Origin of the sequence: Streptomyces chisholmiae, from assembly GCF_031845445.1 — a bacterium.
GTDB classification, from domain to species: Bacteria; Actinomycetota; Actinomycetes; order Streptomycetales; family Streptomycetaceae; genus Streptomyces; species Streptomyces chisholmiae.
This window is the reverse complement of the sequence record NZ_JAVREO010000002.1, coordinates 29,465-48,041: the sequence shown is the minus strand read 5'-3', so window position 1 is coordinate 48,041 and position 18,577 is coordinate 29,465. Positions and strand designations below refer to the sequence as shown.

General features: G+C 73.9%; 19 protein-coding genes. 10 read left to right on the top strand and 9 right to left on the bottom strand.

Going from position 1 to position 18,577, the window contains the following annotated elements; translation table 11 throughout:
* The first annotated feature begins 15 nt into the window (after positions 1-15).
* The 3 genes from rocD to RM844_RS03060 all read left to right on the top strand — a co-directional run bounded on the left by rocD (position 16) and on the right by RM844_RS03060 (position 3,457).
* Positions 16-1,248, top strand: coding sequence for an ornithine--oxo-acid transaminase (rocD, locus tag RM844_RS03070; protein WP_311664446.1), 1,233 nt, complete (start codon positions 16-18; stop codon positions 1,246-1,248).
* 186 nt (positions 1,249-1,434) lie between these two features.
* Positions 1,435-2,424, top strand: coding sequence for a malate dehydrogenase (locus RM844_RS03065; RefSeq protein ID WP_311664444.1), 990 nt, complete (start codon positions 1,435-1,437; stop codon positions 2,422-2,424).
* A gap of 124 nt (positions 2,425-2,548) precedes the next feature.
* A complete protein-coding gene (locus tag RM844_RS03060; RefSeq protein ID WP_311664442.1) occupies positions 2,549-3,457 on the top strand; it encodes a glycine betaine ABC transporter substrate-binding protein in 909 nt (302 codons plus the stop codon).
* 50 nt (positions 3,458-3,507) lie between these two features.
* On the opposite strand, the gene RM844_RS03055 is transcribed toward RM844_RS03060, so the two are convergent.
* Positions 3,508-3,921, bottom strand: a complete 414-nt coding sequence (locus RM844_RS03055; RefSeq protein WP_394814408.1) for a DUF3017 domain-containing protein — start codon at positions 3,919-3,921, stop codon at positions 3,508-3,510.
* 35 nt (positions 3,922-3,956) lie between these two features.
* Positions 3,957-4,817, bottom strand: coding sequence for a bifunctional methylenetetrahydrofolate dehydrogenase/methenyltetrahydrofolate cyclohydrolase (locus RM844_RS03050; protein ID WP_311664440.1), 861 nt, complete (start codon positions 4,815-4,817; stop codon positions 3,957-3,959).
* A 156-nt stretch (positions 4,818-4,973) separates the two neighbouring features.
* Here RM844_RS03050 and RM844_RS03045 point away from each other — a divergent pair, with 156 nt between their 5' ends.
* Entirely contained in the window at positions 4,974-5,225 is a 252-nt protein-coding gene (locus RM844_RS03045; RefSeq protein ID WP_311664439.1) for a hypothetical protein, read from the top strand.
* A gap of 97 nt (positions 5,226-5,322) precedes the next feature.
* Here the strand turns inward: RM844_RS03045 and purH are convergent, their stop codons facing one another.
* Positions 5,323-6,888 (bottom strand): bifunctional phosphoribosylaminoimidazolecarboxamide formyltransferase/IMP cyclohydrolase, encoded by a 1,566-nt coding sequence (gene purH, locus RM844_RS03040; RefSeq protein WP_311664437.1) that lies wholly within the window; start codon positions 6,886-6,888, stop codon positions 5,323-5,325.
* Positions 6,885-7,484 carry a phosphoribosylglycinamide formyltransferase gene (purN, locus tag RM844_RS03035; protein WP_311665282.1) on the bottom strand — a complete coding sequence of 200 codons (600 nt, stop codon included), beginning with the start codon at positions 7,482-7,484 and terminating at the stop codon, positions 6,885-6,887. The genes purH and purN overlap by 4 nt, the downstream gene beginning before the upstream one ends.
* 270 nt (positions 7,485-7,754) lie before the next feature.
* Between purN and RM844_RS03030 the strand changes: the two genes are divergently transcribed.
* The gene (locus RM844_RS03030) at positions 7,755-8,432 is read left to right on the top strand and encodes a hypothetical protein (protein WP_311664435.1); all 678 of its coding nucleotides are present in this window, start codon (positions 7,755-7,757) and stop codon (positions 8,430-8,432) included.
* A 141-nt stretch (positions 8,433-8,573) separates the two neighbouring features.
* The gene (locus RM844_RS03025) at positions 8,574-8,837 is read left to right on the top strand and encodes a hypothetical protein (RefSeq protein ID WP_311664433.1); all 264 of its coding nucleotides are present in this window, start codon (positions 8,574-8,576) and stop codon (positions 8,835-8,837) included.
* Here the strand turns inward: RM844_RS03025 and RM844_RS03020 are convergent.
* Positions 8,828-9,607 (bottom strand): helix-turn-helix domain-containing protein, encoded by a 780-nt coding sequence (locus RM844_RS03020; RefSeq protein WP_311664431.1) that lies wholly within the window; start codon positions 9,605-9,607, stop codon positions 8,828-8,830. The genes RM844_RS03025 and RM844_RS03020 overlap by 10 nt on opposite strands.
* A 117-nt stretch (positions 9,608-9,724) precedes the next feature.
* Here RM844_RS03020 and RM844_RS03015 point away from each other — a divergent pair, with 117 nt between their 5' ends.
* Complete coding sequence (locus RM844_RS03015; protein WP_311664429.1) at positions 9,725-10,075, top strand: nuclear transport factor 2 family protein; 351 nt, start codon at positions 9,725-9,727, stop codon at positions 10,073-10,075.
* Positions 10,072-10,221, top strand: coding sequence for a DUF1330 domain-containing protein (locus RM844_RS03010; RefSeq protein ID WP_311664427.1), 150 nt, complete (start codon positions 10,072-10,074; stop codon positions 10,219-10,221). The genes RM844_RS03015 and RM844_RS03010 overlap by 4 nt, the downstream gene beginning before the upstream one ends.
* A 768-nt stretch (positions 10,222-10,989) precedes the next feature.
* Here RM844_RS03010 and RM844_RS03005 read toward each other — a convergent pair.
* A complete protein-coding gene (locus RM844_RS03005; RefSeq protein ID WP_311664425.1) occupies positions 10,990-12,471 on the bottom strand; it encodes a cell division protein PerM in 1,482 nt (493 codons plus the stop codon).
* A gap of 74 nt (positions 12,472-12,545) precedes the next feature.
* On the opposite strand from RM844_RS03005, the gene RM844_RS03000 reads away from it, so the two are divergent.
* Positions 12,546-13,694, top strand: a complete 1,149-nt coding sequence (locus tag RM844_RS03000; RefSeq protein ID WP_311664423.1) for a SigE family RNA polymerase sigma factor — start codon at positions 12,546-12,548, stop codon at positions 13,692-13,694.
* Positions 13,695-13,777: 83 nt separating this feature from the next.
* Here the strand turns inward: RM844_RS03000 and sucD are convergent, their stop codons facing one another.
* From sucD to RM844_RS02985, 3 genes are all read right to left on the bottom strand, one after another.
* A complete protein-coding gene (gene sucD, locus RM844_RS02995; RefSeq protein ID WP_311664421.1) occupies positions 13,778-14,662 on the bottom strand; it encodes a succinate--CoA ligase subunit alpha in 885 nt (294 codons plus the stop codon).
* A gap of 56 nt (positions 14,663-14,718) precedes the next feature.
* Positions 14,719-15,894 carry an ADP-forming succinate--CoA ligase subunit beta gene (sucC, locus tag RM844_RS02990; protein WP_311664419.1) on the bottom strand — a complete coding sequence of 392 codons (1,176 nt, stop codon included), beginning with the start codon at positions 15,892-15,894 and terminating at the stop codon, positions 14,719-14,721.
* Positions 15,895-16,135: 241 nt separating this feature from the next.
* Positions 16,136-16,540 (bottom strand): cobalamin B12-binding domain-containing protein, encoded by a 405-nt coding sequence (locus RM844_RS02985; RefSeq protein ID WP_311664417.1) that lies wholly within the window; start codon positions 16,538-16,540, stop codon positions 16,136-16,138.
* A 326-nt stretch (positions 16,541-16,866) separates the two neighbouring features.
* Here RM844_RS02985 and RM844_RS02980 point away from each other — a divergent pair, with 326 nt between their 5' ends.
* Positions 16,867-18,546 carry a peptidoglycan DD-metalloendopeptidase family protein gene (locus tag RM844_RS02980; protein ID WP_311664415.1) on the top strand — a complete coding sequence of 560 codons (1,680 nt, stop codon included), beginning with the start codon at positions 16,867-16,869 and terminating at the stop codon, positions 18,544-18,546.
* Positions 18,547-18,577 lie beyond the last annotated feature (31 nt).

The window sequence follows — 18,577 nt, the reverse complement described above, 5'->3', positions numbered from 1 at the left end:
CAGATCGGATGACACATGAGCGCCTTGGAGACCCCAGCCGCCCACATCGCCGCCGCCGAAGACCACGGCGCGCACAACTACCACCCGCTGCCCGTGGTGATCGCCTCGGCCCGCGGCGCCTGGCTGACCGACGTCACCGGCCGCCGCTACCTGGACCTGCTGGCCGGCTACTCGGCCCTCAACTTCGGCCACGGCAACCCCCGGCTGATCGCCGAGGCCAAGGCGCAGCTGGGTCGGCTCACGCTGACCTCGCGCGCCTTCCACCACGAGCACTTCGCCCCGTTCGTGACGGCGCTGGCCGACCTGTGCGGGATGGAGATGGTGCTCCCGATGAACACCGGAGCCGAGGCGGTCGAGACGGCGGTCAAGACCGCCCGCAAGTGGGGCTACCGGGTGCGCGGGGTGCCGCGGGACAAGGCGCGGATCGTGGTGGCCGCCGACAACTTCCACGGCCGGACCACCACGCTGGTCAGCTTCTCCACCGATCCGGACGCCTACCGGGACCACGGCCCGTTCACCCCGGGGTTCACGGTGGTGCCGTTCGGCGACCTGGCGGCGATGCGGGAGGCGTTGAGCGCGCCGACCGAGGACGGCGGGACGGTGGTCGCGGTGCTGCTGGAGCCGATCCAGGGCGAGGCCGGGGTGATCCTGCCGCCGCCCGGCTACCTGCGGGCGGTGCGGGAGCTGACGGCGGAGCGCGGGGTGCTGCTGATGGCGGACGAGATCCAGTCGGGCCTCGGCCGGACCGGCCGCACCTTCGCCTGCGAGCACGAGGGCGTGGTGCCCGACGTCTACATCCTGGGCAAGGCGCTGGGCGGCGGGGTGCTGCCGGTCTCCGCGGTGGTCTCGTCGGCCGAGGTGCTGGGCGTGCACCGGCCGGGGGAGCACGGCTCGACCTTCGGCGGGAACCCGCTGGCCTGCGCGGTCGGCCTTGAGGTGGTGGCGATGCTGCGGGAGGGGCACCTCCAGGCGCGGGCGTCCCGGCTGGGCGAGCGGGTCCAGGACGAGCTGGCGAAGCTGGTCGCGGCCGGCGTGCTGACCGGCGCCCGGGTGCGCGGCCTGTGGGCCGGGCTGGACGTGGCGCCCGGTCTCGGCACCGGGCGGGAGGTGTCGGAACGGCTGATGGAGCGCGGGGTGCTGGTGAAGGACACGCACGGCAGCACGCTCCGGATCGCTCCCCCGCTGACGATCGAGGAGGCCGACCTGGACTGGGCGCTGACCCAGCTGCGCGAGGTTCTGACGGGTTGACGCGGTGGCTACCCCGCGGCCCCGGGCGACGGGGCCGCGGACTACGCTGACGCACGTATCTTGATGACGAGATATGGGCGGGTAAGTACCCGAGGAACTCCCGCCCCTCGTGGGGGTTCCTGGCCACGTTGGACGAGTAACCTGGCCGTGGACCCGGCCGCCCATACCCATACCGGAAGGTCCCAGATGCCCCGCACCCCCGTCACCGTCACCGTCACCGGCGCCGCCGGCCAGATCGGCTACGCGCTCCTCTTCCGGATCGCCTCCGGCCAGCTACTCGGCCCCGACGTGCCCGTCCGGCTGCGCCTGCTGGAGATCACCCCGGCGCTGGGCGCGGCCGAGGGCACGGCCATGGAGCTGGACGACTGCGCCTTCCCGCTGCTGTCCGGGATCGACATCAGCGACGACCCGAACGTCGCCTTCGACGGCACCAACGTCGCGCTGCTGGTCGGCGCCCGGCCGCGCACCAAGGGCATGGAGCGGGGCGACCTGCTGGAGGCCAACGGCGGCATCTTCAAGCCGCAGGGCAAGGCGATCAACGACCACGCCGCGGACGACGTGCGCGTCCTGGTCGTGGGGAACCCGGCCAACACCAACGCGCTGATCGCGCAGGCCGCGGCGCCCGACGTGCCGGCCGAGCGGTTCACCGCGATGACCCGCCTCGACCACAACCGGGCGCTGTCCCAGCTGGCGAAGAAGACCGGCGCCACGGTCTCCGACATCCGCCGGCTGACCATCTGGGGCAACCACTCGGCCACCCAGTACCCGGACGTCTTCCACGCCGAGGTCGCCGGGAAGAACGCGGCCGAGGCGATCGGCGACGAGAGCTGGCTGGCGGACGAGTTCATCCCGACCGTCGCCAAGCGCGGCGCCGCGATCATCGAGGCCAGGGGCGCCTCCTCGGCCGCCTCGGCGGCCAACGCCGCCGTGGACCACGTCCACACCTGGGTCAACGGCACCCCGGAGGGCGACTGGACCTCGATGGCCATCCCGTCCGACGGCTCCTACGGCGTGCCCGAGGGCCTGATCTCCTCGTTCCCCGTCACCTGCGCGGACGGCGTCTACCGGATCGTGCCCGACCTGGAGATCAACGACTTCTCCCGGGTCCGGATCGACGCCTCGGTGCGTGAGCTGACCGAGGAGCGGGAGGCGGTCCGCGCGCTCGGGCTCATCTGAGTCGCTCGCGCGTCCCGCGTCCGTTGACGCATCGGTGGCCCCGTACCCGTGGTCGGGGCCACACCGCGTAGGCACCGTGTCCGCCGGCCCACCACCGGCCCACTCGAAGGAAGAGCCAACACCGATGCCACGCCCCTCCCCGCGGATACGCCGCCTGGCCGCCCGCCGCCTGCTCGCGGCGGGCGGCGCGCTGGGTCTGATCTGCGTCAGCGCCTGTGACGTGCCGGGCGGGCTGATCGGCGCCGACGAGCCGGAGCCGATCCGGATAGCCGTGACCGACTGGCCGGGCGCCAGGGCCAACGCGGCGGTGGTCGCCTACCTCCTGGAGGAGGAGCTGGGCGTCCCGATCGAGAAGGTCGAGACCGAACCGGCCGCCGCCTGGGCGGAGTTGGGCGAGGGCACCACCCAGGTGCTGCTGGAGGACTGGGGCGGGCTGCCGGAGCTGGCCCGGCTGCACGTCACCCAGCGCGGGGACGTGGTGGGCGCCGGCGAGCTGGGCATCACCGGGCACGTCGGCTGGTTCATACCCGGGGCGTTCGCCGAGGCCAACCCGGACGCGCTGAACTGGCGCAACCTCAACGACTACGCCGAGCAGCTCGGCGGCACGGTGCTCCAGGGCGACCCGCGGTTCGCCACCCGGGACGAGGCGATCATCGACGAGCTGGGCCTGGAGCTGACGGCGGTGGCGGCCGGCAGCGAGGACGCGCTGGTGGACGAGATCTACCAGGCCGGCGCCGGCGGCACCCCGCTGCTCGCCTACTTCTGGCAGCCGCACTGGCTGGCCACCAAGGTCGAGCTGGCCGAGGTCGAGCTGCCCGGCTACTACCCGTCGATCACCCTCAGGAAGTACCTGAACGCCGAGTTCGCCGAGGAGGGCGGCGAGGTGGTGGACTTCCTGCGGGCGTTCTCCTGGTCGGCCGAGGACCAGAACGCGGTGGCCGAGCTGATCGCCGGCCAGGGCATGACGCCGCGGGCCGCCGCCGAGCGCTGGGTCGGCGAGAACGAGGACACGGTGGCGGCCTGGCTGGAGTGACCGGGCCGAAGCCGGGTCACCCGCTTCCGTAGAGGCCCCGTCCGGTCCCGTCAGCCGGCGGAGAAGCGCAGGATGTCGTTGAGGAACGGCACCTCGAGCCAGGGCCGGGGCTCGGCCATCAGCGTCAGCAGCACTATCACGGCGCCCAGCAGCGTGTAGGTCACGATGTCGGTGAACCGGGAGCGGACCGCCAGCATCCCGACCGCCGGCAGCCAGGCGCGCAGCACCCCGGCGGCCAGCAGCGCGCCGCCCACGACCAGCAGCCCGATCCGGAAGTCGGCGAGCGTGACCAGCAGGCCGGTCAGCGTCGCCGCCAGCACCACCAGCAGCGGCCACTGCCGGATCGGCGCCGGCGCGTCACCCCCCGCCGTGCGCCCCCCGCCCTCGGGTCGCGCCGTGTCCCGGGTGCGGTACTTCTCCGGCACCCGCCAACGCCTGCGCCAGGCCACGCCGCCCACCGCCATCGTCTCCCTGTCGCTCGCCGTTCCGGCCCGAACCGTCAGTTGCCCGCGGCCGCGCGCTCGGCGGCCTCCACCACGTTGCTCAGCAGCAGCGCCCTGGTCATCGGCCCCACGCCCCGCGGGTTGGGGGAGAGCCAACCGGCGACCTCGGCCACGCCCGGGTGCACGTCGCCGACGATCTTGCCGGACGCGTCCCGGCTGACGCCGACGTCCAGCACGGCCGCGCCGGGCTTGACGTCGTCCGGCTTCACCAGGTGCGGCACCCCGGCGGCGGCCACGATGATGTCCGCCCGGCGCAGGTGCGCGGAGAGGTCCCGGGTGCCGGTGTGGCACTGCACCACGGTGGCGTTCTCCGAACGGCGGCTGAGCATCAGCGGCAGCGACCGGCCGACCGTGACCCCGCGGCCGACCACGACCACCTCGGCGCCGTCGATCGGCACCTCGAAGCGGCGCAGCAGCCGGATCACGCCGTTGGGGGTGCAGGGCAGCGGCGCCGGCTCGTTCAGCACCAGCCGGCCGAGGTTGGTCGGGTGCAGGCCGTCCGCGTCCTTGGCCGGGTCGATCAGCTGGAGCACCCGGTTGGCGTCGATGCCGCGCGGCAGCGGCAGCTGCACGATGTAGCCGGTGCAGGCCGGGTCCTCGTTCAGCTCGCGGACGACGGCCTCGATCTCCTCCTGGGTCGCGGTCGCCGGCAGCTCCCGCTGGATGGAGGCGATCCCGACGGCCGCGCAGTCGCGGTGCTTGCCGGCCACGTACTTCTGGCTGCCCACGTCGTCGCCGACCAACAGCGTTCCCAGACCCGGCAGGTGGCCGCGCTCGCGCAGCGCGTCGATCCGGGTGCGGAGGTCGGACTTGATCTCGGCCGCGGTGGCCTGGCCGTCGAGCGTCTGGGCAGTCATGCCCCCCATCCTCCCTGATGAGTCCCCCCGGCCACCAATCCGGCCACCGATCCGGGCACCGATCCGCGCCCCGGCCGGCTCCCGGGCCGGCTCCCCGGCCCCGGCGTGCGGCGCGGCGCGTGAGAGGGCGCCGGGAAGCTGCTAGGAATACCGACCATGAACGAAAGGTACTCGCTCTTCAGGAGCCCGAGCGGCGGCGTCATGACCAGCGAGGTCGGCGCGATCACCGGCGAGTTGGAGCTGCACAGCGCCATCGACGAGGACGGCGCGCTGCGGCTGCGGGTGCGCTACGCCGGAGCCGACGAGTGGTACACGGTCGAGGGCGGCCCCTACCGGCTGCACGACCCCAGGGACCACGAGGTGCTGCACGAGATCCTGGTCGCGATGGTGGACCGGCCCAGCGCCTGAGCCCCGCCGGCCGGCCAGTCGACCGGACGGACGACGGCGGGGCACCGGCCGGGCTGGCCGGTGCCCCGCCGTCACGACGTTGGGCTACGGACGCGGCTCAGTGGAAGAAGTGCCGCGTGCCGGTCAGGTACATGGTGACGCCGGCGGCCTTGGCCGCCGCCACCACCTGCTCGTCCCGGACCGAACCCCCGGGCTGCGCGACGGCCCTGACGCCCGCCTCCGCCAGCACCTCGAAGCCGTCCGGGAACGGGAAGAACGCGTCCGAGGCCGCGTACGAGCCGGCGGCCCGCTCCGCGCCGGCCCGCCGCACCGCCAGCCGGGCCGAGTCGACCCGGTTGACCTGCCCCATGCCGACGCCGACCGTGGCCAGGTCCTTGGCCAGCAGGATGGCGTTGGACTTCACCGCCCGGCAGGCCCGCCAGGCGAAGGCCAGCTCGGCCAGCTCGGCCTCGGACAGCGCCTCGCCCGCCACCAGCCGCCAGTTGGCCGGGTCGTCGCCCTCGGCCTGCAGCCGGTCGGCGACCTGGGCCAGCGCCCCGCCGTCCACCGGCCGGAACTCGAGCCCGGTCGCCGGCGGCTCGGGGCAGCGCAGCACCCGGATGTTCTTCTTCCTGGTCAGCGCCTCCAGCGCGGCCGGCTCGTAGTCCGGGGCCACCACGACCTCGGTGAAGATCTCCGCGATCTGGCCGGCCAGCTCCGCCGTCACCGGCCGGTTGACGGCGATCACGCCGCCGTAGGCGGAGAGCGAGTCGCAGGCGTGCGCCTTGCGGTGCGCCTCGGCGACGTCCGCCCCCACCGCGATGCCGCACGGGTTGCTGTGCTTGATGATCGCCACACACGGCTCGGCGTGGTCGTAGGCGGCCCGGCGCGCGGCCTCGGTGTCCACGTAGTTGTTGTAGGACATCTCCTTGCCGTGCAGCTGCTCGGCCGAGGCCAGGCCCCGACCGGTGCCGTCGGTGTAGAGCGCCGCCGACTGGTGCGGGTTCTCGCCGTACCGCAGCACCCGCGAGCGGCCGAAGACCGGGCTCACGCTGGCCTCGAACTCCTCCGCCGCCCCGGTCTGGGCCGCGAAGTAGCCGGCGACCTGGGCGTCGTAGCGCGCGGTGTGCCGGAACGCCTCGGCGGCCAGCTCGCGCCGCCTGGCGGCCGGGAAGCCGCCGTCGGCGACCGCCGACAGCAGCTCGTCGTAGCCGGCCGGGTCGGTGACCACGGCCACCGAGGCGTGGTTCTTGGCGGAGCTGCGCACCATGGCGGGACCGCCGATGTCGATCTGCTCCACGCAGTCGTCGAAGCCGGCGCCCGAGGCCACCGTCTGCTCGAACGGGTAGAGGTTGCTCACCAGCAGGTCGAACGGGGCGACCTCCAGCTCGGCGAGCTGCTCCCGGTGGGCGGCCAGCCGCTGGTCGGCCAGCAGCCCGGCGTGCACCCGCGGGTGCAGGGTCTTGACCCGGCCGTCCAGGCACTCGGGGAAGCCGGTCAGCTCCTCGACCGGGGTCACCGGCACGCCGGCGGCGGCGATCCGGCGGGCCGAGTTGCCGGTGGAGACCAGCGCGACGCCGGCCTCGTGCAGCCCCTTGGCCAGCTCCTCAAGGCCGGTCTTGTCGTAGACGCTGATCAGTGCGCGACGGATCGGGCGGCGGTCTGCGGTCTCTTCGGCGGTCACGGGATGTACACCTTTCGTCCCTCTACGCGGTAGCCGTGCCGGGCCAGACGACCCACGGCATCGACCAGCAGGCCGCGTTCCACTTCCTTGATCCGCTGGTGCAGGGAGGCTTCGTCGTCCTCGTCCCTGACCTCGACGGCTCGTTGGGCGATGATCGGCCCGGTGTCCACCTCGGCCTCGGCGAAGTGGACCGTGCAGCCGGTCACCTTGACGCCGTGCGCCAGCGCGTCGCGCACCCCGTGCGCGCCGGGGAAGCTGGGCAGCAGCGCCGGATGGGTGTTGATGAACCGGCCCCCGAAGGCGGCCATGAACGAGGCACCCACGATCTTCATGAATCCGGCCGAGACCACCAGGTCCGGCCGGTGCGCGGCCACCGACTCGGTGAGCGCGCGATCCCAGTCGGGGCGGGTCGGGTAGTCCCGCAGCCGGTGCGTGAAGGTCGGCACGCCGACCCGCTCCGCCCGCCGCAGCCCCTCGATGCCGGTGCGGTCGGCGCCCACGGCGACCACCTCGGCGCCGAACCCGGCCCCCTGTTCGGCCGCGGCGTCCAACAACGCCTGAAGGTTGCTGCCGGCACCGGAGACCAGGACCACCAGGCGGGCCGGCGGCCCGGCCCCCGGCTCCGGCTGGGCTCCCGCTGGGGAGTCGGCGGCTTCGGGGGCTTCGGGGGCAGCGGCCACGACGAGGTCTTTCCTTGAGGTCTTTCTCCCGGGAGGAGCCGGCCGCTCACCGGACGGCCGTCCGCAACGATACCGGCACGGCTGGGTCCCCCCGTGCCGTGGGCCGGCCACGGGCAGGTACGGTCGGAGGCCACCGGCACCGCGAGAACCCGGCGCGCGGGCCCGACAGGGAGATGCGACCACCAGATGACGGACCGACCCCGTGCCTCAGGCCAGCAGGAGCGGCCGAGCGAGGAGGACAACCCCTTCGCCCCGCCGCCCGAGGGGCAGCCCGACCAGCCGTGGCGACCGCGTCGTCCCGACGGCGACTCCCGGGACGGGAACGACGACGAGCCGGACCAGCGGCAGCGCTGGGGCAGCCAGTGGAGCCGCCGCCAACCGCGGCGCGGCAACGGCCCGTTCGGCGCGCCGGGCGGCGGCGACCGGCCGGACGAGGACGGCGAGGGTCGGCCGGGGCGCCGTTGGGACCCCAACGACCCGGCGCAGCGGCACGCGCGGTACGCGGTGCTGGCCGGCATGTGGGGGGTCTTCGCCGGGCTGCTCTCCTGGGAGTGGCTCGGGCTGCTGCTGGGCGCGCTCGCCCTCTACTGGGGCGTCAGCGCGCTGCGCGGCGGCCCCAGGGACGCCGACGGCCAGCCACCGGCCCCGACCCCGGACGGGCGCCGGCCGCAGCGCGGCGCGGCGATCTCCGGCGTGGTCCTGGCCAGCCTGGCCCTGCTGGTCGTCTCGGTCAGCTACACCGCCCAACTGGTGTACAAGGACTACTTCGACTGCGTGTCCGACTCCCTGACCGCCCCCTCCAGGGAGGCCTGCGAGGAGCATCTGCCCAGCCAACTCCACTCGGTCTTCGGCGACCAGAACTGACCCCCGGCCGAGGCCCACGCCGGCGCCGGCCGGCCGACGCGGCCACGCAGAACCGCCGCCCGGCGGGACGGGGAGTCGGTCCCCGGACCGACGGCGTCCCGGCGGACAGGGCGGCCAACACGGTGAGACGCCGGAGGGGGCGTGCGAGCCCTGGAGCTCACCGGTGAGGAACTGAAGACCGACGTCGCTGGCCTTCACCTCCACGGCCAGCGTCGCCAGTGCGATGCCGCGGCCGAGTCGCTTGTGTGCGCGGACGACGAGCGTGACGCGCCCCCGGAGGCACGCGGTTCGCTGGCGGGCGGTGGACGCACGGGCGTACCCGAGGTGTACGTGCCCGACCGGCTCGGTGCCGGCACCCGCGGGCCGGGCCCGCGGCGGGACCCTTCTGGCATGGTCTACCGCTGATCGAACCGGCGTCGGGTCTCGTGGTCGGCCGGCAGGAATGTCTCCAGATGTAGCCCTTCCAAGGCGGCATCGGAGGCGGTGCTGAGGGTGGCGGAGGTGCTGAAGAATCGGAGCGGGTCGCCGTCGACGTCGATTTCGAGAGTGATCACCGGCCCCGTGAGGGGAGTGGGGACATCGGGTCCGCGGAGGTATCCGGCGATTTCCGCGGCAAGTTCGTGGTGACGCTGATCATGGGTGCGCTCGGCACGGTGACTCACCTGCTGGAGCAGATGGCTGCCCCATTCCACGAGATTGCCGATCCGGCGGGCCAGCCCGTCCGGATGGAGGCAGACCCGAACCACATTGATCGGCGGCTCCAGCAACTCCGGCGCACAACCGGTCAGCAGCTGATCAACGGCAGCGTTGGCGTCGACGATGTCCCAGTGATCGTCCAACAGCAGTGCGGGGTACGGCAGATGGGCGTCGAGGAGCCGGCGCAGACCGTCCATCACTACCGCGATCGACGCGTCGTCCCATCGGCGCTCCTGATAGCGCGGTGCGTAGCCGGCGGCCAACAGGAGGCGGTTGCGATCCCGCAGCGGCACGTCCAGGTTGTCGGAGAGATGCATGAGCATCTCTGGCGTCGGGTGCGCCTTGCCGGTCTCCACCCGGCTGAGGTGCCGGGTGGAGACCCGCGATCGGTTGGACAGCTCCTGCTGGCTGAACCGGCGTCGTTCACGCCAGGTCCGCAACAGCGCACCGACCGGCAGGGCTTCGACTGCAACGCTCATACCCGGGAGCCTAAGGGGTCGCATCCGGGTGGCCATGACGTGTGAGGTCATGGATCTGCCGGCCGGGGCCGGGCCAGGATGCCGGCAGCCGATCGAGATGAACGGGAGAAAACGATCGTGAGGGCTATCGTTCAGCAGTACCTGGCCACCTGGAACGCGACCGGCGACGAGCGGGCGACGTTGCTCTCCAAGCACTGGTCGCCCAAGGCGACCTACACCGATCCGCTGGCGGAGGTCTCTGGCCACGAGGGGATCACGGCGGTCGTCGACGGCGTCCAGGCGCGGTTTCCCGGGTTCGTGTTCACCCAGGTCGGCGAGGCCGACGCCCACCATCGCCTGGTGCGTTTCCGCTGGGGCCTGGGCCCGGAGGGAGCCGAGCCGCTGGTGATCGGATTCGACGTCCTGGTGCTGGACGCGTCAGGCCGGATCCAGGACGTACACGGCTTCCTGGACAAGGTGCCGGCATGACGGCGCCTCGCGCGTACGTGATCGCTTGCCTGAGGGATGCCGAGGTCGGCCCGGAGAACGCGGAGTACCTCGAGCGGATCGAGGCGACGACGGCACCGCACGGCGGCCGCTACCTCGTGCACGGCGGGCAGCTCGTCGGGGCATGAGGGCACCTGGGGCGGCGACACCGTGATGCTGGAGTTCCCCGATCTGGCCAGCGCTCAGGAGCGGTACGCGTCGCCGGACTAGCAGGCGATCCCGCCGCTCCACACCGAGCACTCAGCCTCGATGGTCGCACTGGTCGAGGGGGTACCCGACGGCCATCGCGTCATCGAGCCCCCGCACGGCCGCTGGTTACCGTGCGCGTTGTCAGGGGTGGGCTCGGGGGCCCTTCATGTGGCGGCGTCCGGATCGATGCCTCGGCTCCGTAGCCGCGTGCGGGCACGCTCCCACCGCTCAGCGGGAAGCTCCACCCCGATCACAGACTCCCACGAGTACTGGCACCCCTCCCGGTGTCCGCGGTCGGCCCCCGGCGCCGCCCTCCCCCGTGGGTCGGCGTCGGGGTCAACCGCCGCCCGGGCCCGTTCCTCGGCGGCGGCCGGGTCGACTTGGACCCCGCACCGTGATCGTTCCTTGGCGTTCAACCCGGCAGCATGACCGGCGGGACGCCGGAAGCACCCCGGACCAGGACGCCAACGGCCCGTCACGCTCCGCCGAGCGGACCGCAGGAGCCACGCGTCACCGAGGGCGACGCCCCGCCGGCCCGCACCGCACCAGCGGTTTGCGCCGCACGTGCCCCGGGCCGGGCCACGGCCGGGCCCCTCGTTCCGGCCTACCCGGGTGCGGCGCACCCGGGTCCGGCGTTACCTGACGCCGAGACGCCCGGGGGCGCGGCGTCGCGTCGGGCGGCACCGGTCCGGGGCGGCGCCCGCCCGTCAGGACGGCGGCTGGTCGTCCATGCGGGAGACGAGTTCGCCGGAGGTTCTTCTGAGCGCGGCCCAGCGGGCCAGCCGCGCGTCGGTGGCGTGCCACTCCGGCACCCGGCCGCGGCGGTGGCGGCGCCGGGCCCAGCCCGGCAGCCAGCCGCCCCGGGCCGGCCGGCGGCGCGGCCACGGGCGGGCACCGCGGCCGAGCAGCCCGGACAGCAGCAGCCTGGGCTGGTGCAGCCGGCACAGCCGCAGCACCAGGGCCAGCGGGAGCGCCGCCGTGGCCCAGCCGGCGGCGGCCAACCCGGTGTGCCAGCCGTTCGGCCCGAACTCGGCCAGCGCGCCGCCGCCCAGTGCCCCGCCGGCCAGGGTGCCGAGGCCGCCGAGGAGCACCCCGGTGCCGGCGGCGGCCAGCAGCCCGGTGAGCGCGGTGCCCAGCCAGCCGACGGCGCCGGCCCGCTCCCCCGGCACCGGGACGGCCGCCCGGGCCACCAGGCCGGCGATGACCAGCACCCCGACCACCGGCACGGCCGCCGCGCACCACAGCAGCGGCCCCTCGGGGCTGCCGTGCGGCAGTCCGGCCAGCAGCGGGAACGGCGGCGGCGTCGGGTCACCGCTGACCGCCAGCGGGGAGAGCACGCTGCCGCCGCCCAGTGTGAAGCCGGGGCCGAGGCCGTAGGCGGCGCCCCAGACCGCGGCGTTGGGCGCCAGCGCGCAGCCGAGCAGCAGCACCGCGAGCCGCCCGGTCCAGTCGCCACTGAGGGTGACCAGGGTGGACTGGGCGGCCGGGGCGTGCAGCAGCAGCCCGCCGGCGGCCAGCAGCGCGCCGACGCCGCAGCAGGCGGCGGTGCCGGCGAGCGCGGCGCGGCCGGCGGCGGCGAGCCGTTCGGGCGTGCCCGGGCCGGCCCAGCGGCCGGCCGTCCAGCCGGTCGGCGGTGGGACCGGCGGCACCCCGCTGAGCTGCCAGGCGGCGACGCCCGTCACCAGCAGGGCGAAGAGCGGGAGGTGGAGCGCGGTGGAGAGTGGCTGCGGTGCGAGGCCGGCGGGCGCCGCGAAGAGCGCGGCGGCGGCGCCGGCGAGCAGGTAGCCGCCGGAGATCCACAGCGCGGCGGGGAACGCGTCGTCCGGTTCCGCCGCCCGGGCGTCCTCCGTGTCCGGCAGGAGGGTGACCCGCACCGCGCGGTAGAGCAGCCAGCCGGGCAGCGCGACCAGCAGCAGTGGGGTGAGTCCGACGGGGGCGCTGCCGCCGTAGAGGGTGTCGGCGCGCAGCAGCTCGCAGCCGTGCGCCAGCAGCCAGAGGTCGGCCGCGATTCGGAGCGCGCCGGTGGGGCTCTGGTCCGGGTAGGGGGAGATCACCCAGAACATCAGCACCAGCACGGCCAGGCCGCCGAGCCCGAGCCCGGCGGCGAGCATGCCTTCGAGGAACCACCGGCCCTGACCGCGTCCGTGCGGGGCGATCCGCCGCAGGACCCGCTGACTGAGGTGTCGCACCCGGCCATGCTGCCAACAACACCCGAAGTGTTCCGGTAATGGGTTTTCACCGCAGTGTCGGCCAAAATTCCGATATGACCCTTTTTAAGGATTATCGTCCCCGGCATCGGGGCACCCACCGGGCCCGGGGACGCCGGGCCGCCCGCCACGCGCCCGGCTCCGCCACCACGCCGGCCGGCCAGGGGGCGTCCTGGTCGGCGGCCGATCCGCGCACCGCGTTCACGCTGCTCTACGAACACCAGGCCGGGCCGCTGTTGCGCCAGTCGGAGCTGCTCAGCGGAGATCACGCGATCGCCCGGCGGGCGGTGGCGCACGCCTTCCGGCTAGCCTGGGAGTCCTGGCCGTCGGTCGCGACCGACCAGGACCCGGCCGGCTGGGTGCGGTCGGCCTGCCACGAGTACGCGCTGGCACCCTGGCAGCGGTTGCTGCCCGGGCGCTGGCGGGCGCCGGTGGAGCCGGCCGCCGGCGAACGCCCGCTGCGGGCGGCCCTGTTGGCGCTGCCGCCGGGCTACCGGCGGGCGCTGCTGCTCGCCGACGGGCTGGGCCTGCGCCGATCGGCGGTGGCCGCCGAGTGCGAGGCGACCACGGCGGCCACCGCGGCGCGGCTGCGGCACGCCAGGGCCGCGCTCGCGGACCGGCTGCCGCCCGCCGGCCCCGGGCACCCGTCGCCCGCCGACCAGCTGCGCCGGGCCCTCGGCCTGGCCCCGCTGCCCGAGCCGGCCCCCGAGCCCGGGCCGGACGCCGCGTTCCTCCCGGAGCCCGAGCCTGCGCCGGAAGCCGCACCGGAGCCCGGGCCGGTGGCCGGGACCGCGCCGGGCCCCGCGCACGCGCCCACCGCGGCGGCGGCCACCGGCGGGCCGCCGACCGGCGCCGCCGCGCTGGTCCCGGCGGTGGTCGCGCGGCCGCCACTGCCCGCCGGCCCGCGCCGCCGCGCGCTGACCGCGCGGGCGCCGCTGGTCGCCATCGAGCCGCGGCGCTCCCCCGCGCACGCCGGCCGGCCCGATCCGGCCGAGGCCGGCCTGCTGGCGCTGGCCGGGCCGGCACCCGGCCCGGCGTCCCACGGCGAGGGCGCCCCGGCGCCCGTCCCGGCGCCGGTGTCGGCCGCCGAGGCGCTCGCCGCCAGCGAGCGCACCACCCGGCGGATCGTCCGGGCCTCGGCCGCGCTGTTCGCCGGCACCACGCTCACGCTGGCCGGCTCCGGCCTGCTGGCCGCGTTGCAGTAGCGGGGTCGGGGAACGCCAAGGGGCGCCCTGGTCGGCCATCGGCCGAGGGGCGCCCCAAGCGTGGGTGGACGACCAACCGCGGGTCAGCCGGCCAGCAGCTCCCGGGCCAGGACGGCGGTCTCGGACGGGGTCTTCCCGACCTTGACGCCGGCGGCCTCCAGGGCCTCCTTCTTGGCCTGCGCGGTGCCGGAGGAGCCGGAGACGATGGCGCCGGCGTGGCCCATCGTCTTGCCCTCGGGCGCGGTGAAGCCGGCGACGTAGCCGACGACCGGCTTGGTCACGTTGGCCTTGATGAAGTCCGCGGCCCGCTCCTCGGCGTCGCCGCCGATCTCGCCGATCATCACGATCAGCTCGGTCTCCGGGTCGGCCTCGAAGGCGGCCAGCGCGTCGATGTGGGTGGTGCCGATGATCGGGTCACCGCCGATGCCGACGCAGGAGCTGAAGCCGAGGTCCCGCAGCTCGTACATCATCTGGTAGGTCAGGGTCCCCGACTTGGAGACCAGACCGATCCGGCCGGGCTTGGTGATGTCGGCCGGGATGATGCCCGCGTTGGACTGACCGGGGGTGATCAGACCCGGGCAGTTCGGACCGATGATGCGGGTCTTGTTGCCCTTCTGGCCCGCGTAGGACCAGAAGGTGGCGGTGTCGTGCACCGCGATGCCCTCGGTGATCACCACGGCCAGCGGGATCTCGGCGTCGATCGCCTCGATCACGGCGGACTTGGTGAACTTCTCCGGTACGAAGATCACGGTCACGTCGGCACCGGTGGCCTCGATGGCCTCCTTGACGCCGCCGAAGACCGGGATCTCGGTGCCGTCGAAGTCGACCGAGGTGCCGGCCTTGCGCGGGTTGACGCCGCCGACGATGTTGGTGCCGGCGGCCAGCATCCGCCGGGTGTGCTTCTGGCCCTCGGAGCCGGTCATCCCCTGGACGATGACCTTGCTTTCCTTGGTGAGGAAGATAGCCATGGTGTGAGTCTCGCTGTCCTCGTCTGTTCTCGTGTGTCTCGGTCCTCGTCGGGGCGTTACTTGGCAGCCAGCTCGGCGGCCCGGTCGGCCGCGCCGTCCATGGTGTCCACCTGCTCGACCAGCGGGTGGTTGGCGTCGGTGAGGATCTTGCGACCCAGCTCGGCGTTGTTGCCGTCCAGCCGCACCACCAGCGGCTTGGTGACCTCCTCGCCCTTGCTCCTGAGCAGCTCCAGGGCCTGCACGATGCCGTTGGCGACGGCGTCGCAGGCGGTGATGCCGCCGAAGACGTTGACGAAGACGGACTTGACGTCCGGGTCGCCCAGGATGATCTCCAGGCCGTTGGCCATCACCTCGGCGGAGGCACCGCCGCCGATGTCCAGGAAGTTGGCCGGCTTGGCCCCGCCGTGCCGCTCGCCCGCGTAGGCGACGACGTCGAGGGTGCTCATCACGAGGCCGGCGCCGTTGCCGATGATGCCGACGTTGCCGTCGTCCAGCTTCACGTAGTTGAGGCCACGCTCCTTGGCCGCCGCCTCCAGCGGGTTGGCCGCGGCGCGGTCCTCCAGGGCGGCGTGGTCGGGCTGGCGGAACTCGGCGTTCGCGTCCAGCGAGACCTTGCCGTCCAGCGCCACGATCCGGCCGTCGGCGGTCTTGACCAGCGGGTTGACCTCGACCAGCAGGGCGTCCTCCTTGACGAAGACCTCCCACAGCTGGCGCAGCACGTCGGCCACCTGGTCGGCGACCTCGGCCGGGAAGTTCGCCGCGGCGACGATCTCCCGCGCCTTCTCCTCGGAGACACCGTCGACCGCGTCCACCGCGATCCGGGCCAGCGCCTCCGGCTTGGTGGCGGCGACCTCCTCGATGTCCATGCCGCCCTCGACCGAGGCCATGGCCAGGAAGGTGCGGTTGGTGCGGTCCAGCAGGAAGGAGACGTAGTACTCGTCGACGATGTCGGCCGTCTGGGCCAGCATCACCCGGTGCACGGTGTGGCCCTTGATGTCCATCCCGAGGATGGCCCCGGCCTTCTCCACCGCGTCCGCCGGGTCGGCGGCCAGCTTGACGCCCCCGGCCTTCCCGCGGCCGCCGGTCTTCACCTGCGCCTTGACGACGGCGCGACCGCCAAGCCGCTCCGTCACCGCACGCGCCGCCTCCGGCGTGTCGATGACTTCGCCGGCCAGCACCGGCACGCCATGCTTGGCGAAGAGATCCCTCGCCTGGTACTCGAACAGGTCCACGCTCGCGTCCGTCCTCAGTCAGTGAATCTCGCGGTTCGTTCTCGACATGGGCGTGCCGCGTGGCCGCGATACGAGGCGAAAGGGCGCACGCGGCAAGTCCGAAGTCGAGCGTATCCGGGGCAGTGCCGGGCTTCTGAGTCGCGGGTCACCCGTACGTGGTGAGACCCGTCACAAATCGGCCTCGCTCCGGCGTGCCGGCGCGCGGTTCAGCGGGCACCGCGTCCACCCGGGGGCGCCGCCGTCACCCGGCGCGCACATGGGCGCGCACCCACTCGACCACGGCGCCGGTGGGTGCCCCCGGGGTGAAGATCTCGGCCACCCCCTTCTCCTTGAGCGGCGGAATGTCGGCCTCCGGGATGATGCCGCCGCCGAAGACCGTGATATCGGCGGCGCCCTGTTCTTCGAGCAGCACCAGCACCCGCTCGAAGAGGGTGTTGTGGGCGCCGGAGAGTACGGAGAGGCCGATCGCGTCGGCGTCCTCCTGGATGGCGGTGGCCACGATCTGCTCGGGCGTCTGGTGCAGCCCGGTGTAGACGACCTCCATGCCGGCGTCCCGCAGCGCCCGGGCGATCAGCTTGACCCCCCGGTCATGCCCGTCGAGCCCCGGCTTGGCCACCACGACCCGGATCGGTCCTGACTCACTCATCAGCTGCCTCCCAAGGAACGCGTCAGCGGCGACGCGAACGGACGTTAACCACAGCATCGCGCACCCGACACCCGCCCGTCAGCCGCCCCCGGGGCACCGGATCGCGGGGGCCGAACCGGCGCGAAATCGAATTCTCCTCGAACACAAAGTGCGGTCTCCATGGCCGCCTCGCCAAAAGGCGACCTAATGCCCGATTCCTCATCTCTGGAAACCCAAGAACAACCGGCCGAAGATTGTGGGGCTCGTGTACCCCCGGGTACAGTCACCGACCAGCAGCCGCCGGGTCCCCACCCCAGCTCCTGTTGTCGAGCCGAAAGGCATGGTCGGTGAGCGATCGTCTGTTGTCGGGAACTCCCGACCAGTTGGACTACCCCGGCCTCGGTTCCTTTCCCCCCACGGGCATCGCGGACACCCCCCACGACGGCTACGCCGGCGGCTACGGCACGGCCTACGGAATGGCCGGTGACGGCGGCTTCCCGAGCTACGCCGGCGGCCACGACGGCGGCGCGAGCCTGGCCGGCGGCTGGGGCACCGGCACTCAACACGCCGACAGCCAGGGCCCGTTCGGCTACCCGGCTACGGGCGGCTTCGACCCCGACCAGGTCACCGACCCGCTCGGCCACCCCGGCCAGGCGGACCCGCTGGCCTACCAGGACCCGCAGACCCACCAGCAACACGGCTACTACCAGGGGTACTCGGGCTACGAGCAGCCCCACCAGGCCCCGAACTACGGCGAGTTCGCGACCGGGTACGGCACCGCCCCGGGGTATCCGACGGGCGACCCGCAGCCGGTCGTCGAACCCGAACGGGCCGCCGGCTACGACCCGTTCGGCCAGAACGGCTACGACGCGGGCACCGGGGCGACCGCCCTGGTCGAGGAGTGGGCGACACCGGGCACCGGCGCCTATCCAGGCCAGCACGACGCGTACCCGGGGCGGCACGACGAGACGGGCTGGGGCGCGGCACCGGTCGACGAGGCCCAGCCGACCGGGTACGGATACCCGGGGACGGGCGTCGAGGACACCGGCGAGCAGCGGACCTTCGGCACCGCGCCCGACGAGCCGTGGGCCCAGGCCGCCGAGCCCGAACGGCCCGCCGAGGCGAGCGCCGACCCCACCACCGCCTGGCAGTCGGCCGAGGACGTCGAGACGCCGACGGCGGCCGACGCCCCCGAGCCGGGACACGCCGCCGACCGCGACACCGACCGCGACACCGGGGACGACCCGGCGCCGGCCCGCCGGCCGGTCGAGGTCGGCAAGCCGGTCAACCGCGGCCGGCGCCGCTCCCCCCGGCCCCGCCGCTCGGCGCTGCTGAGCGTGGCGGCCCCCTCCCTCGCGGTACTCGGCGTCACCGCGGCGGCCACCGCCGCCACCGTCAACAACTCCGAAAGCCCCGCCGAGCCGCCCCCGGTGGCGGCGCCCGACCCGTCCGAGGTCGAGGAGATCGAGGCCAACGAGCAGTTCGACACCCAGCTGCAGAGCCTGTCGGCCGCGGCCGACGACTACGCGGACCGGGCCAGCCGCACCCAGGGCCGGATGGACCTGGAGGCGCAGATCGCCGCCGAGGAGCAGGCCGCCATCGAGGAGGCCGCCCGGCAGGAGGAGCTGCGTCCCAAGTTCTGGCTCCCGGTGGAACAACGGGGCCTGAGCGCCTACTACGGGCAGGCCGGCGTCAACTGGATGTCCACCCACACCGGGATCGACTTCCCGGTCAGCTACGGCACCCCGGTGATGGCCGCCACCGACGGCGAGGTCCGCACCCAGTGGAACCCCAGCTACGGCAACATGCTGATCCTGACCGCGCCGGACGGCACCGAGACCTGGTACGCGCACCTGGACAGCACGGCCTACCAGTCCGGCTGGGTCCAGGCCGGCACGGTGATCGCCTACTCGGGCAACTCCGGCACCTCCACAGGACCGCACCTGCACTTCGAGGTCAGGCCATACGGCGGCTCCGCGGTGGACCCGCTGGCCTGGCTCCGCAACCACGGCCTCGAACCCACCTGATCCCGGTCCGCTCGGACCGGCACACGACGAA